This window comes from Streptomyces sp. NPDC002671 (genome assembly GCF_053592475.1).
On record NZ_JBSFVU010000001.1, the window covers coordinates 365783 to 381200 of the forward strand.

At 71.9% G+C, this 15418-nt stretch carries 12 protein-coding genes; 6 read left to right on the plus strand and 6 right to left on the minus strand.

The features are described 5' to 3' along the window. Both ACWD35_RS01585 and ACWD35_RS01590 read left to right on the plus strand, forming a co-directional pair. Positions 1-576: an IS607 family transposase gene (locus tag ACWD35_RS01585; RefSeq protein WP_451349096.1), complete on the plus strand. Its 576-nt coding sequence runs from the start codon at positions 1-3 to the stop codon at positions 574-576. Next, positions 569-2197: an IS200/IS605 family accessory protein TnpB-related protein gene (locus tag ACWD35_RS01590; RefSeq protein WP_451349097.1), complete on the plus strand. Its 1629-nt coding sequence runs from the start codon at positions 569-571 to the stop codon at positions 2195-2197. Before ACWD35_RS01585 ends, ACWD35_RS01590 begins: the two co-directional genes overlap by 8 nt. On the opposite strand, the gene ACWD35_RS01595 is transcribed toward ACWD35_RS01590, so the two are convergent. Continuing rightward, entirely contained in the window at positions 2187-3500 is a 1314-nt protein-coding gene (locus tag ACWD35_RS01595) for an AAA family ATPase (protein ID WP_451349098.1), read from the minus strand. The genes ACWD35_RS01590 and ACWD35_RS01595 overlap by 11 nt on opposite strands. 122 nt (positions 3501-3622) lie before the next feature. After that, a complete protein-coding gene (locus ACWD35_RS01600; RefSeq protein ID WP_451349099.1) occupies positions 3623-4009 on the minus strand; it encodes a cell division protein SepF in 387 nt (128 codons plus the stop codon). A 225-nt stretch (positions 4010-4234) separates the two neighbouring features. On the opposite strand from ACWD35_RS01600, the gene ACWD35_RS01605 reads away from it, so the two are divergent. The 4 genes from ACWD35_RS01605 to meaB all read left to right on the plus strand — a co-directional run bounded on the left by ACWD35_RS01605 (position 4235) and on the right by meaB (position 11177). Next, entirely contained in the window at positions 4235-5992 is a 1758-nt protein-coding gene (locus ACWD35_RS01605; RefSeq protein ID WP_451349100.1) for a hypothetical protein, read from the plus strand. 196 nt (positions 5993-6188) lie between these two features. After that, positions 6189-7994 (plus strand): methylmalonyl-CoA mutase family protein, encoded by a 1806-nt coding sequence (locus tag ACWD35_RS01610; protein WP_451349101.1) that lies wholly within the window; start codon positions 6189-6191, stop codon positions 7992-7994. Beyond that, entirely contained in the window at positions 7994-10177 is a 2184-nt protein-coding gene (gene scpA / locus ACWD35_RS01615; protein WP_451349102.1) for a methylmalonyl-CoA mutase, read from the plus strand. The genes ACWD35_RS01610 and scpA overlap by 1 nt, the downstream gene beginning before the upstream one ends. Positions 10178-10184: 7 nt before the next feature. Continuing rightward, positions 10185-11177, plus strand: coding sequence for a methylmalonyl Co-A mutase-associated GTPase MeaB (gene meaB / locus ACWD35_RS01620; protein ID WP_451349103.1), 993 nt, complete (start codon positions 10185-10187; stop codon positions 11175-11177). Positions 11178-11251: 74 nt separating this feature from the next. Here meaB and ACWD35_RS01625 read toward each other — a convergent pair whose 3' ends face one another. Genes ACWD35_RS01625 through ACWD35_RS01640 form a run of 4 tightly spaced genes read right to left on the minus strand, consistent with a single transcriptional unit; the run spans position 11252 to position 15182 of the window. Continuing rightward, positions 11252-11923 carry an FmdE family protein gene (locus ACWD35_RS01625; RefSeq protein WP_451349104.1) on the minus strand — a complete coding sequence of 224 codons (672 nt, stop codon included), beginning with the start codon at positions 11921-11923 and terminating at the stop codon, positions 11252-11254. 20 nt (positions 11924-11943) lie between these two features. Then, positions 11944-12519, minus strand: a complete 576-nt coding sequence (locus ACWD35_RS01630; protein WP_451349105.1) for a hypothetical protein — start codon at positions 12517-12519, stop codon at positions 11944-11946. A 3-nt stretch (positions 12520-12522) separates the two neighbouring features. Further along, positions 12523-13965 carry a class-II fumarase/aspartase family protein gene (locus ACWD35_RS01635; protein ID WP_451349106.1) on the minus strand — a complete coding sequence of 481 codons (1443 nt, stop codon included), beginning with the start codon at positions 13963-13965 and terminating at the stop codon, positions 12523-12525. Continuing rightward, a complete protein-coding gene (locus ACWD35_RS01640; RefSeq protein ID WP_451349107.1) occupies positions 13962-15182 on the minus strand; it encodes a Glu/Leu/Phe/Val dehydrogenase dimerization domain-containing protein in 1221 nt (406 codons plus the stop codon). Before ACWD35_RS01640 ends, ACWD35_RS01635 begins: the two co-directional genes overlap by 4 nt. Between the last annotated feature and the right edge of the window lie 236 nt (positions 15183-15418).

Here is a 15418-nt window from a genome sequence, read left to right on the forward strand (position 1 = left end):
GTGAATCTGACGGAATGGGCGAAGACGCAGGGGGTACATCCGCAGACCGCGTATCGCTGGTTTCGTGAGGGGGTGTTGCCGGTACCGGCTCAGCGGGTCGGGCCACGTACGATCTTGGTGAACGTGGAGGCGAACACCACGCGCGAGGCCGCCTGCGGTCTGGGCCTGTATGCCCGCGTCTCCTCGCACGATCAGAAGACCGATCTGGAACGCCAGGTTGCTCGACTGTCGGCGTGGGCGGCGAAGGCCGGTCACCGGGTCGTTCGTGTTGAGGCGGAGATCGCTTCCGGGATGAACGGCTGCCGTTCCAGGGCCCGGCGCCTGCTGGCCGACCCGCAGGTGACCACCGTGGTGGTGGAGCACAAAGACCGGCTCGGCCGAATGAACGTCGAGCTTGTCGAGGCCGCCTTGTCCGCGGCGGGGCGTCGCCTGCTGGTGCTGGACGACGGCGAGGTCGAGGACGACCTGGTGCGCGACATGGTGGAGGTGCTGACGTCGTTCTGCGCCCGCCTGTATGGCCGCCGCTCGGCGAAGAACCGGGCGAAGGCCGCACTGGAGGCCGCCGAACGTGGCTGACCTGCGCCCGATTGCTGCGCCGTTCGTTGCTCTCGGGCCGTCCGGTGTCGCGGTCCGTACCCGGCTCAAGGCGATCACGGCCGAGGACGAGAAGGTACTCAAGCTGGTCGGTGACCACTTGGGGACGCTGGCCGGGCGTGACCTCAAAGCCCGCTGTGCGGCCGGTTGGGAGCACGACAGCGACCAATGGGCGGAGCGCAAGCGCACCCTGACGCAAGAGGCGTCGTCCCGCTGGGCCGGGAGCATCACGAAGGCCACCCACGACCAGTGGGGGCTGTCCCGCCGCGCCCAGCTCGCCCACGTCCAGAACCTTGAGGCCGGTGTCCGTACGATTGCGCACCGGCTGTCCCTGCCGGTCGGAGAGAAGAGCACAAAGCGGGCGCCGGGCGGATACCGCACGAAGCAGGAATGGTTCGCCAAGTCCCGCCGCTTGCACTTGCTCGAGGACCGGTTGATCGCTGAGCGGGCCGACCGTGAAGCCGGGCGCGTACGAGTAGCACGCGGGGGTGAACGCCTGCTCGGCACCCGGCACAATCTCACCGCCGCGAACCTGACCGAGGCCCAATGGCGTGAGCGCTGGGAGGCCGAGCGCCGGTTCCTCCAGGCGGACGGCGAGTCGGGGAAGCGGTTCGGGAACGAGACAATCCGCGTCACCCCTGACGGGGAAGTCAGCATCAAGCTGCCCGCCCCGCTGACTCATCTGGCCAACGCCCCACGCGGTCGGTACGTCCTCATCGGCACCGTGGTGTTCCACCATCGGGGCGACGAATGGGCCGACCGCGTCACCGGCAACCGGGCGGTCGCCTACCGCATCCACGAAGACGTGCAGCGCGGACGCTGGTACCTGACCGCCTCCTGGACCATCCCACCGGTCAAGACCGTTCCCCTGGCGCAGGCTCGTGCCGGAGGGCTGATCGGCGTGGACACCAACGCCGACCACCTGGCCGCCTGGCGGCTCGACCAACATGGCAACCCGTGTGGTGAGCCCCGGAGATTCTTCTTCAACTTGTCCGGCACCGCCGATCACCGTGACGCGCAGGTCCGGCACGTCCTCATCCGACTCCTGCACTGGGCAGCCCGGCGCCAACTCGCCATCGGCATCGAAGACCTGGACTTCAGCGCGGAGAAGACCAGGGAAAAACACGGCCGCCGCAAGCGGTTCCGCAAGCTGATCTCCGGCATGCCCGTGAGCAAGCTGCGCGCCCGGCTCGTCGCCATGGCCGCCGAACTCGGCCTGACGATCGTCGCCGTAGACCCCGCCTACACCTCGATGTGGGGCGCCCAACACTGGCAAAAGCCCCTCACCAGCAACACCAGGAAGACCACCCGCCACGACGCGGCAGCCGTCGCGATCGGCAGGCGCGCCCTGGGGCACCCGATCCGGCGACGGACGGCACCGCCCCCGCACGACCAGAGCGATCGTGCGGGGCATCGGACCGTCCAGGCCCGACCAGGCGTCCCGGGGCGTGAGGAAACCCGCCCCTCCGTCCCCGGACAACGGACACGACCCGTTGCGCCGGACGTGAGAGCGAAAGCGGGGGACCAGTGTGCCCAACACCGTTCGGGGCACGCGGCTGAGCACGGGTTCTGGCAACAGGACTCACTCCCGCTCAGTCTTTAGGAACGGTCAGGTGTACCACCGCAACGCCCTCCGCCCCGGCGGCCCACGACACGTCGCTCACCGCGGCCACGCAGCGGATGTGCCCGCGCTCGCCCATCCGGGCGGCCGTACCGAGCAGCCGGCGGCGCTGGGAGGCGTCGAGTGCGCGGTCGAAGCCGTCGGCGAGCACGGTGAGGGTCCGCAGGGCGTCGGGCACCTCGCCCGGCGCGTCCACCTCCAGCACGCCGGGCCCGGTCAGGAGCACGAGGGTCAGCGCGAGATAGCGCAGTTCGCCGTCGCCGAGCCGGGCCAGCTCCGTGCGGGAGCCGTCGCCCCGGTCGAGCAACGCCCGGACGGTGCCGTCCGTCAACGGCTCGGCGAGCAGGTCGGCCACCGGCCCGGCGCAGCCCGCACGCAGGGCCTCGACCAGCCGGGCGTGGCGCCGGCCGCACTCGGACCGGGTGCGCCACAGCACGTCGGCGAGGTTGTCGCAGCCGGGCAGGAGCCGTCCGGAGCCCGTGGGGACGGGGGCGCGCATGAAGTCGGGGCGCGGGTCGCAGGGGAAGACGGAGCGCAGGGCGACGACCATCTGCTCGGCGGCGGCCAGCACCTGCCGCTGCCCGTCCGTCTTGCCGGCCACGCGCAGCGGCAGCAGGGGCGTGCCTAGCCGGTCGTCGGGGAGCGGGGCGCGGGTCACCGGGGCGGAGCCCGCGGTGTGCCAGGCGGCCTGGACGGTCCGGCGGCCCGGGTCGCGCAGGGCGGTCTCCAGCAGGACGACTCCGCCGGCGGTGAGCCGCTCCCCCACGATCCGCAGCCGGGGCTCGGCCTGTACGGCGATGTCGAGCCGGACCGGCCCCTCGGCGCCGTCGGCCGTACAGCCGATCCGGAACCCGCGCCGCCCCTGGGCGTCGGCCCGCGCACCCTCCGGCACGCAGCCGACCGGGTCCGGGAACACCTCGGCGAGCGAGGCCCCGCCGCCCAGCCGGGCAAGCGCCTCGTACGCCGTGAGCGCGGTCGTCTTTCCCGAGCCGCTGGGCCCCGCGAACAGGGTCACCGGGCCCAGCGGAAACCCGGCCCGCCGGTGCCCGGCGAAGGCCGACAGCCGCAACTCGGTGATCCGCGCCCGTACGTCGAGGGGGTCGCGCGGCGACGGGGGTGCGGCGGAGCCCAGGGACCCGGAAGCCCCGGAGACCAAGGAGGTCCCGGAGGTCCCGGAGGTCCCGGAGACCCCGGAGGTCCCGGAGACCCCGGAGACCCCGGAGACCCCTGAGGTCCCGGAACCCGACGACGAGGAGCACCCCGCGGGCGCGGAAGACATGGCCATGCCCGGACGGTAGGGCTCCGCCCACCCGGCGAACCGTTTTGCCCTCGCCACCTTCCTACGATCGGGGGACCGGCCAGGGTGACGGCACGTCAGCGGGCCGGGGTGACGGGGCACGGGGCGGCTCAGCCGGAGATGCCCGCACCCTGCATCAGTCCGCTGACCTCGGTGCCCGGTGGCGTCAGCAGAAAGACGTTGCGGTCGACGCGGTGCATCCCGCTGCCCAGGCCGAAGACCACGCCCGTGCTGAAGTCGAGGACACGCTTGGCGACCTCGCCCTCCGCGCCGGAGAGGTCGAGCAGGACGGGCACCCCGGCCATCAGGGTCTCGGCGACCTCGCGGGCGTCCGCGAAGACGTTGACCCTGAGGACCACGAAACGGCGCCGCGTCTCGGTCTCGGCGTCCGGCAGCGAGCGGTGGTTCACCGCCGACGGCCAGGCGTCCCGGCCCCGCAGCGGCACGACCTGGGCGAGCCCCTCCCACTGTTCATCGGTGACGTCGTAACGGCTCACCGGCTCCCCCTGACCTGACTCGCACTCAATTCCTGCACCGGTCAATTCTTACTCCAAGTCACCCGTTCGGCCCAACAGCGACACGAAGCGCGACCGAACCGGCGGAGTCCACTCCCGCGCACGGTGAGGCACATGTACGAATACGACCGTTTCTTACCTCCCTCACACCTCACTCTTCACCCGCCGTACCGCGTCGTTCATCGGATCCCCATAGCGTCCGATCTCGTGCACTTGGCAGAAACCGAACAGGTGGCACCCGGCCGGCGGACACAGTCGGCGGTGTCCGCCGCCCCGGGCCCCCTCACAGACACCCCGGGCAGCCCCGCGCAGTGGCACCGTGTGCTGACCCTCCTCGCCGACGTGAGCCTCTTCATCGGGACCCGCTCGGTGTGGACGCAGGCGGCCACGCATCGCCTGGTCATAGCGGCGGCCATCTCCGTCTGTTACGCCTCGATCCTGGTGACCGGCGTGCTCACGCTCACAGTCCGCCGGGCGCGTTCGCTGGCGCGGCTCGACCTGGTCGTGCTGGTGACCGCGGTGACGCTCGCCCTGTGCACCTGGGCGCTGAACCACGCCGGCGGCGACGAGGCGGTGCTCTCGACGCAGGCCGCGCGGGAGTTCGTGCACGGCCACCCGATGTACGGGCAGCCCTGGTCATGGCTCTTCCAGGACAAGGCTGTTGCGCTGACGGCCACGACGGACGGGGGGTACGACTACACCTACGGCTATCCCCCGCTGACCCCGCTGCTGACCGCGCCGCTGCTGTGGCTGGGCCACGGCGGCGCCCCGGCGACGGCGGCGGCGACGCTCGCGCTCATCGTGGGCGCGGTCCTGCTGTGGCGGCTGCTGCCGACGCCCTGGCGCTCGGCGGCCACGATGGTCTGCCTCGGCTTCGGCTTCCTGCCCAACTACGCCCGCCAGGGCTACCCGGCGATCATCGCCCTGGTCCTGCTGGTGCCGGTGGTGGTGTGCTGGCCGCGGCTCGGCGCCCGCGGGCGGCTCGGTGCGGCCGGGATCGCGCGGGCCGCGTGCCTCGGGGCGGCGTGCGCGGCGCAGCAGCTGCCGTGGTTCGTCACGCCGTTCCTGCTGGCCGGGATCTACGCCGTGCGCCGCGGCGAGCTGGGCCCGCGGGCGGCCGGTGTCGTGGTGCTCAAGATCCTGGGGGTCACGGTCACGGCCTGGCTGCTGATCAACGCGTACTTCATCGCGCACGAGCCCGGCCTCTGGCTCGGCGGGATCGCCCTGCCGCTGACGCAGGGCGCGGTGGTGCACGGCCAGGGCCTGGTGGACATCTCCCTGTACTTCACGCACGGCAGCGACCGGCTCGACTGGTACGGCCACGCGAGCATGCTGCTCGCCGCCGCCCTGCTGGCGCTGTTCGTGCTGTTCATCCGGCGGCTGGGTCCGGCGGCGACGGTACTGCCCTGGTGCGCCTTCTTCCTGGCGACCCGCTCCCAGGACGGCTACTACCTGATGATGACCCCGCTGTGGCTGGCTGCGGCGGTCACCGTGCCGCTGTCGGAGTTCTCGCGCGCCTGGCAGCCCCGGCCCCGGTGGCTGACCGGCCGGCGCCGCCGTCCCGCGCTGGCCTCCGCGGTCGTGCTGCTGGTACTGCCGGCGCTTGTCAGCGCGACGCTCGCGGTGACCGGCCGGCCGCCGCTGCGGATGGACGTCACCGCGGTACGGCGGGTCTCGGCGCACTCGCTCGGCGCGCTGACCCTGCGGGTGACCAACACGGGCGACAGTGCGCTCACTCCGCACTACATGCTGACCACCGGGCAAGGCATGGGCCGGTACTGGTCGCTCACGCGGGGCTCGGCCACGATCCCGGCGCACACTACGGCGACCGTCGAACTGCGGGCGCCCTTCGGCCGCTTCGACCTCCCGCCCAAGAAGAGCACCCGCTTCAGGCTGCGCGCCTTCACGGCGACCCCGCAGACCCTCTCCACGTGGGACGTGCCCCGGAGCGAGCTCGCGGGCTGACCTGGTGCAAACTTGGATGATCTCGGACGCTGTCGGCTGCGCCGTACCGAACCGCGCGCGGCCGTGCGCGCGCCCGTACCGGGCCTCCCTGAAGGGCCGCCCGTGCCCTGAGCGGCGCGGCTCACAAGCGCAAGGAGGGAAACGTCACAGCCTCTGCGGTGCACTCAGTTGAGCACCCTGGCCTAGCATCCGAGCCATGACGGTCCTGCCTGACGACGGGCTCCCACTGGCCGCCGAGTTCCCTGACGCGACACACGAGCAGTGGCAACGCCTGGTCGAGGGTGTGCTGCGCAAGTCGGGCAAGGAAGTCTCGGGCGAAGCAGCTGAGGACGCCCTGTCCACGACGCTTGAGGACGGGCTGCGCACCCGGCCCCTGTACACCGCGCGCGACGCCGCGCCCGACCCCGGCCTGCCCGGCTTCGCCCCGTTCGTCCGCGGCAGCCGCCCCGAGGGGAACACCGCGGGCGGCTGGGACGTACGGCAGCGGCACGCGGCCCTCGCCGACAGCGCCGTGCTGGCCGACCTGGAGAACGGCGTCACCTCGCTGTGGCTGGTGCTCGGCGAGGGCGGCATCCCGGTCGAGTCGCTGGGCCGGGCCCTGGAGGGGGTCTACCTCGACCTGGCGCCGGTCGCCCTGGACGCGGGCCGCGACACCGAGGCCGCCGCCGAGGCGCTGCTCGCGCTGTACGCGGAGCGCGGCGTCGACCCGAAGGCCGCGCGCGGCACCCTGGGCGCCGACCCGCTCGGGTACGAGGCCCGCACCGGCACCCCGCTGGACTTCGCGCCCTTCGCCGCGCTGGCCGCGCGCTGCGCCGAGACCTACCCGGGCCTGCGCGCCCTGACCGTGGACGCGCTGCCGTACCACGAGGCGGGCGGCTCGGCCGCGCAGGAGCTGGGTGCCTCGCTCGCCACCGGCGTGGCCTACCTGCGCGAGCTGACCGAGGCGGGGCTCTCCGTCGAGGAGGCCGCCAGACAGCTGGAGTTCCGGTACGCGGCCACCGCCGACCAGTTCCTGACCATCGCCAAGCTGCGCGCCGCGCGCCGGCTGTGGGCGCGGGTCGCCGAGGTGTCCGGGGCGCCGGGCGCGGGCGCGCAGGTGCAGCACGCGGTGACCTCGCCGGTGATGATGAGCCGCCGTGACCCGTGGGTGAACATGCTCCGCACGACGGTCGCGACGCTCGCGGCGGGGGCCGGCGGCGCCGACGCCGTCACCGTGCTGCCGTTCGACCACGCGCTCGGCCTGCCGGACGCGTTCGCGCGGCGTATCGCGCGCAACACCTCCACGATCCTGGTCGAGGAGTCCCACCTGGGCCGGGTCATCGACCCGGCGGGCGGCTCCTGGTACGTGGAACGGCTCACCGACGAACTCGCCCAGGCAGCATGGGAGTTCTTCCGGACGATCGAGCGCGACGGCGGCCAGGCGGCCGTGCTGCGCTCCGGCCGGCTGCGCACGGACCTGGCGACGACGTGGGCGCAGCGCTCCAAGCGGCTCGCCAAGCGCAGTGAACCCGTCACCGGGGTCAGCGAGTTCCCGCTGCTGGCCGAGAAGCCGGTGGAGCGCGAGCCCGCGCCCGAGCCGCCGTCCGGCGGGCTGCCGCGGGTGCGCCGGGACGAGGCGTACGAGGGACTGCGGGCGCGTTCCGACGCGCACCTCGCGGCGACCGGCTCCCGCCCCCGGATCTTCCTTGCGGCGCTCGGCTCTGCCGCGGAGTACACCGCGCGCGCCACGTTCGCCGCCAACCTGTTCCAGGCGGGCGGCATCGAGCCGGTCACCGAGGGCGGCTTCGCGGACAGCGGCGCAACCGAGGCCGTGCTGTGCTCCAGCGACGCGCTCTACGCCGAACAGGCCGAGCAGGCCGCCGAGTCGCTGCGCGCCGCCGGCGCCCGGCACGTGTTCCTCGCGGGCCGCGGCGACTACGCCGGCATCGACTCGTACGTCTTCGCGGGCTGCGACGCCGTAGACGTCCTGTCCGCGACTCTCGACCGCATGGGAGTGTCCTGATGGGAATCCCCGACTTCTCCGGCATCGAGCTGGAGACCGCCGAGGGAACCGCCACCGGCGGCAGTGACGCGCAGTGGCGTGACGCCGTCAAGCAGGCGACCGGCGCCGAGGAGCCGCTGTGGGAGACCCCGGAGGGCATCGGGGTCAAGTCGCTGTACACCGGCCGGGACCTGGAGGGCCTGGACTTCCTGGGCACCTACCCGGGCATCGCGCCGTATCTGCGCGGCCCGTACCCGACGATGTACGTCAACCAGCCCTGGACGATCCGCCAGTACGCGGGCTTCTCCACCGCCGAGGAGTCCAACGCGTTCTACCGGCGCAACCTGGCGGCGGGCCAGAAGGGCCTGTCGGTCGCCTTCGACCTGCCCACGCACCGGGGTTACGACAGCGACCACCCGCGCGTGACCGGCGACGTCGGCATGGCGGGCGTGGCGATCGACTCGATCTACGACATGCGGCAGCTGTTCGACGGGATCCCGCTGGACAAGATGACCGTGTCGATGACGATGAACGGCGCCGTGCTGCCGGTGCTCGCGCTCTACATCGTGGCGGCGGAGGAACAGGGCGTACCGCCCGAGAAGCTGGCCGGAACCATTCAGAACGACATTCTGAAGGAGTTCATGGTCCGCAACACCTACATCTATCCGCCGAAGCCGTCGATGCGGATCATCTCCGACATCTTCGCGTACACCTCGCAGCGGATGCCCCGCTACAACTCCATCTCGATCTCGGGCTACCACATCCAGGAGGCCGGTGCCACGGCCGACCTGGAGCTGGCGTACACGCTCGCGGACGGTGTGGAGTACCTGCGGGCGGGCCAGGAGGCGGGCCTGGACGTGGACGCGTTCGCGCCCCGGCTGTCGTTCTTCTGGGCGATCGGCATGAACTTCTTCATGGAGGTCGCCAAGCTGCGGGCCGCCAGGCTCCTGTGGGCCAAGCTGGTGTCGCAGTTCGAACCGAAGAACACCAAGTCGCTGTCCCTGCGCACCCATTCGCAGACCTCCGGCTGGTCGCTGACCGCGCAGGACGTGTTCAACAACGTCACACGCACGTGCGTGGAGGCGATGGCGGCGACCCAGGGCCACACGCAGTCGCTGCACACCAACGCCCTCGACGAGGCCCTCGCCCTGCCGACGGACTTCTCGGCGCGCATCGCCCGCAACACCCAGCTGCTCATCCAGCAGGAGTCGGGCACCACCCGGGTCATCGACCCGTGGGGTGGCAGCGCATACGTGGAGAAGCTGACGTACGACCTCGCCCGCAAGGCCTGGGCGCACATCCAGGAGGTCGAGCAGGCCGGCGGCATGGCGCAGGCCATCGACGCGGGCATCCCGAAGCTGCGCGTGGAGGAGGCGGCGGCCCGCACCCAGGCCCGCATCGACTCCGGGCGGCAGCCGGTGATCGGCGTCAACAAGTACCGCGTCGAGAACGACGAGGCGATCGAGGTCCTCAAGGTCGACAACTCCTCGGTGCGCGCCCAGCAGATCGAGAAGCTGCGCCGGCTGCGGGAGGAGCGGGACGAGCGGGCCTGCCAGGACGCGCTGGACGCGCTCACCCGGGCCGCCGACGGCAAGGAGAACCTGCTGGAGCTGGCCGTCATCGCGGCCCGTGCCAAGGCCACGGTCGGCGAGATCTCCGACGCCCTGGAGAAGGTGTACGGCCGGCACGCGAGCCAGATCCGTACGATCTCCGGCGTGTACCGCAACGAAGCAGGCCAGTCCCCGTCCGTGGACCGCACCCGTGCCCTGGTGGACAAGTTCGAGGAGGCGGAGGGCCGCCGGCCGCGCATCCTGGTCGCCAAGATGGGCCAGGACGGCCACGACCGCGGCCAGAAGGTGATCGCCACCGGCTTCGCCGACCTCGGCTTCGACGTCGACGTCGGCCCGCTGTTCCAGACCCCGGAGGAGGTCGCCCGCCAGGCCGTCGAGGCGGACGTCCACGTGGTCGGCGTGTCCTCGCTGGCCGCCGGTCACCTCACCCTCGTCCCGGCGCTGCGCGAGAAGCTCGCCGAGGAGGGCCGGGAGGACATCATGGTCGTGGTCGGCGGCGTGATCCCGCCGCAGGACGTGCCGACGCTGCTGGAGATGGGCGCGGTGGAGGTGTTCCTGCCCGGGACGGTGATCCCGGACGCGGCGTACGACCTGGTGCAGCGGCTGTCGGCCGACCTCGGCCACGAGCTGTAGCGGCGCGATGGCACCGATCGATCTCGACACCTATGTGAAGGGTGTGCTCGACGGAAAGCGGGCCCTGGTGGCCCGCGCCATCACGCTCGTCGAGTCCACCCGTCCTGGGCACCGGTCGCTGGCACAGCAGTTGCTCACGGAGCTGCTCCCGCACAGCGGCCGGGCGCGACGGATCGGCATCAGCGGGGTGCCGGGCGTCGGCAAGTCGACGTTCATCGACGCGTTCGGCACCATGCTGACCTCGCTGGGGCACCGGGTCGCCGTGCTCGCCGTGGACCCGTCCTCGACGCGCACCGGCGGCTCCATCCTGGGCGACAAGACCCGGATGGAGCGGCTGGCGGTCGACCCGGCGGCCTTCGTCCGCCCCTCCCCCAGCGCGGGCACGCTGGGCGGGGTCGCGAAGGCCACCCGGGAGTCGATGGTGGTGATGGAGGCGGCGGGCTACGACGTGATCCTGGTCGAGACCGTCGGTGTCGGCCAGTCGGAGACGGCGGTGGCCGACATGGTCGACTCCTTCCTGCTGCTGACCCTGGCCCGCACGGGCGACCAGTTGCAGGGCATCAAGAAGGGTGTCCTGGAGCTGGCCGACGTGATCGCCGTCAACAAGGCGGACGGCCCGCACGAGCGGGACGCGAAGGCCGCCGCCCGTGAACTGGCGGGCGCGCTGCGGCTGATGCACGGCAAGGACGCGTTCTGGACTCCGCCGGTGCTGAGTTGCAGTGCGCGGGAATCGGCCGGCCTCGACGTGCTGTGGGACCGGCTGGAGCAGCACCGTACGCTGCTCGGCTCCACCGGGCGGCTGGCCGCCAAACGGCGCGACCAGCAGGTCGACTGGACCTGGGCGATGGTCCGCGACGAACTCCTGGGCCGCCTGCACACCCACCCGGCGGTGCGCGAGGCTGCGCCCCTGCTCGAACAGCAGGTCAGGGACGGCTCGTTGACGGCGACGCTGGCGGCGGAACGCATCCTGGAGGCGTTCGGCGGCCTCGGCGACCGATAGCGGACCACCCCTGGGTGAGCTCACACGGATGCCGCCGCACCCCTGGCTGACGGGTGCGGCGGCATGCGCGGGGCTCAGTGCTTGTGCTGGTGGTGCTTGTGGGCGTGGCTGTGCGGGTGGTGGCCGTGGTCGCCGTGGTTCGCGGGGAGGGTGCCGCCGTGCGCGTCGAGGTGGCAGACCGGGCAGAGCATGCGGCCCCGGTGCTCGTGGATGGTCTCCACGCTGGTGGGCTCGCCGCACTCCTCGCAGATGTCGACCCGGGCGACCTTCTTGGTGGCCGGGACCTCGGCCTCGATCTCGTCGACGGAGAGGAACTCCTCCTCGGGCAGTTCGAGCAGCTTGCCGACCCGCTCGGCCTGCAGCGCGGCGAACCGCTCCTGCTCGGCCGCGTCGGCGGTGCCGTCCTCGACCTTCTCCGCCAGCGCCCAGATCTCCTCGCTGCGGTAGACGACGCTGTCCGCCGTGGCGCGTATGCGCACGCCCTTTCCGGCGGTCTTGTCCCAGAAGGTGTAGACGTTACGGCCGTTGTCCTGGTGGATCAGGGTCCGCTTGCCGAAGGTGCAGTCGGTCAGGACCTGGATGGCGTCGAGCGCGCAGGTGTCGTTCTCGGCCACGGCCACCAGGCCCTCGGCGGGGGTGCCCAGGCGGGCGATGGCCACCTCGGCGACCCGGACGCCGAAGGCGGCGCCGGGACACTCGTGCCCGTGGAAGGCGACGACGTCGTCGTAGGACTGCTTGCGGTTCATGTCCGAACTCCTTACTGGGGTCACGGTGTGGTGGTCGCGGGGGCCGCGGGCAGCAGACGGATGACCGCCTCGCGGGAGTTGTCGCCCTCGAAGAAGGCACGCAGCCTGGGCCGGTGCAGGTCCACGGCCGAGAGGATGAAGGTCCACTGGCTGGACTCGCGGGCCAGGACGCGGTCCAGTTCGGTGCAGGTGTCGCGCAGCGGGTCGTGGTCCCACGGCACGCGGTGGGTGTGGTAGTTGCCGAAGACCACCCAGTCGGTGTCGTCGCACGCGCGCTCTATGTCGAGTAGCTCGCGCGGGTCGGCCACCCAGCCGCGCTGCGCGTTCGGGGTCTCGGACGGGATCGCGTGGGCGCCGACGACCTCGTCCATCTCGTGCTGTGTGCCGCCCTCGTGGCGCAGGTTGGTGATCAGCGGGTACACCGCGCGGACGGCGATGCTCCGGCCCCTGCAGCTGCCAGCGAGCATGCCGAACGCCTTGTGCTCCTGTGTCTCACCGTCCAGGTAGTGGTCGGTGAACTTGCGCACCGCGTGGGCGATCACGCTCGCGTACAGCGTCCGGGGAAAGACGATCTCCCTGGCCTCTGCGAGGTCCACGGCTCACTCCTCCCCGGCGGCCGGGAGCCAGGCGCGGGCCCGCTGCACGGCCAACGCGACCAGGGCCTGGGACTGGCCCAGGTAGTGGGAGGGGTCGAAGATCCGGTCCAGCTCGGCCTCGTCCAGGGAGGCGCCCGCGCAGCCGTCCCGGGACACCAGCTCGCGCAGCGACTGGCCGGAGTCCCGTGCGCTCTGTGCCATTTCGTAGACGTACTCGTGGGCGCTCTGCTTGCCGAGGTGGGCGCCGATGGCGAGCATCAGCTTCTCGGTGGCGATCTGGTCGGCGACCACGCGCGTGTTGTTCCGCACGCGCTCCGGGTCGACCTTCAGGCCCTCGACCAGGTGCAGGATGATCTCGCAGGACGACAGGGAGTAGTGGGAGACGTCGGGGACGCAGGCCCATTCGATGCGCAGGGTCCGGGAGTCCCGCTCGTGGTCGCCGCCCATGCAGGCCATGGCGTTGACCACCTGGGCCGCGGCCAGCCGGGCCATGACGACGGCCTGCTCGCAGGCCTCCGGGTTGCGCTTGTGGGGCATGGTGCTGGAACCGACCTGCCCGTGCTTCCAGCCGATGGCCAGCTCGCCGAACTCGGGCCGGGACAGGATGCGCACCTCGTCGCCGATGCGGCCCATGGTCCCGGCGACCATCGCCAGGCACGAGACGAACTCGGCGATCCGGTCCCGGGAGGTGTGCCAGGAGACCGCCGGTGCGCTGAGTCCGAGCCGGTCCGCGAACGCCTCCAGCAGGTCCAGGGCCTTGTCGCCGAAGCCCGCCATGGTGCCGACGCCGCCGAACAGCTGGACGGCGAGGACGCGCGGGCGCATGGCCTCGATCCGCTCCAGGTGCCGCTGCACCTCGTCGATCCAGCCGGCGATCTTCAGCCCGAAGCCCATCGGCAGGGCCGGCTGGGCGTGGGTGCGGCCGAGCGCCACGGTGCCGGACTGTTCCTCGGCCAGGACGACGAGCCGGCCGAGGAGCAGCCGCAGCAGCCGGTCGGCCTCGTCCAGGACGTCCCGCATCTCCAGGGACTGCGCGGTGTCCTGGATGTCCTGGGTGGTGGTGCCGTAGTGCACGAACTCGCCGGCACCGCCCGGCACGGCGGCCTGGAAGACCCGCAGGAAGCCGACCAGGGAGTGGCTGGTGCGGCGGATCTCGGCGCGGATCGCGTTCAGGTCGAGCCGCTCGACGCGTCCGGCCTCCGCGATCGCCTCGGCGGCCGGCCGGGGGATGATCCCGAGGTCAGCCTGGCTCAGCGCCAGCGCCGCCTCGACGTCGAGCCAGCGCTGGTAGCGGCACTGGTCGCAGAAAATTCGGTGCGTGGCGGTGGTGCTGTAGCGGTGGCCGTAGAAGGCGGAGTCGCTGATGTGGCTCCGCTCGTGCGAGCAGTCCTTGACGGCCTTGGCGGCCAGCCGGGTCGACTCGGTGGAATCGGCCTGTGCGTTCATCGGTTCCCCTTGTACGTACGGGCGGCGGTACGCAGCGCGACACGGTTGCCGCGCGCCGGACTGGACGTGCGATACGGGCTGTGGCCGTACGGCCGCTCCCCTGGGGACACGGGCGCCGACCGCGCGATGGAGAGGGCGACCTCGCGCGGCATCAGGCCGCGGTCGCGGGCGCCCACCAGGATGTCGCCGACGAGTTCGCGCATCATGACGACGACGGTGTCGAGCACCTCCTCGGGCTCCGGGTTCCGGTCGGGGCCGAACAGCGCCTCCATCGACGCCGATCCGCCGATCCCGCCGATGAAGTCCGGCACCACGACCACGCCGCGTTCGACGAGCAGCCGCTCGGACTCGGCGCTCAGGCCGCAGTTGGCGCCGACCGCGACCACCGGGACGGGCAGCAGCCCGGTCTGCTCGGCGGAGATCACGTCGGACCCGCCGGCCAGGATCAGCACGTCGGCCGGGACGTCGAACAGTGCCTCGCTCGGCAGGCGCAGCGCGCTGTCGAGCAGTCCCGGTACGGGGCTGCGCAGGTCGGACCCCAGCATCTTGTCGAGGTTGAGGCCGCGCGGGTCGACGATGCAGCCGTACTCGTCGGCGACGGCGGTGACCCGCACCCCCTGTTCGGCCAGGGCGAGGGCGGCGGCCCGGCCCAGGTTGCCGAAGCCCTGGAGGTTGCAGGTCAGGCCGGCGATGCTGTGGCCGGCGTGCTCGGTCGCGGCCAGGGCGGCGTGCGCGAGGGCGTGTCCGGCGCGTCGCTGACCGACCGTCAGCAGACCCACCCGGGCGTCGAGGAGAGCCATCCTCGCGTAGAACTCCGGCTCCGCGAGCTGCTGGGCAACGCTGACCGCGAACTTCACGGAGCCGATGCCCGTCAGGGAGGCGAGCCGGTTCAGCTCCTCGAAGCGGGTGCCGATGTCGGCCCCCATGCTGTAGCGGGACGTCAGCTCGTCCCGCAGGAACTCCAGGAAGCGGCCCAGCACGGCCTCGCGTTCGGGGCCGGCGGGGTCGTAGTCGATGCCGCACTTGGCGCCGTCGACGTTGATGCCGAGCACGCGCTGCTTCAGCGTCATGCGGGCCGAGAGGGTGCGCAGGGTGTCGGCGGTGAGGCCGGCCTGCATCCGGCAGCCGCCGGCGGCCAGCTTGCAGGAGGTGTCGTCGTAGACGAGGAAGCCGGGACAGTGTTCGACAGGATCGCGGTACTCGATGACTCGGACCATGAGTGCCCCCGTTGGCATGAATCGGCAGTGGCGCCTAGCCCACCCATTTAGACAGTGGAACTGACCATCGGCACTACTGATTTCTACGGCCGAGCATCCCGTGCGGCGAGATGCACCGTCAAGACCCGGCCGATTGGCTCGACTTACACCTAACCGCCGACCTGGGCGAATCTCAACGCCGGGGCGAGAGAGAGCAAGATGGGATACCCCGGGCGCGGCGCGGGCCGGGCCTCACG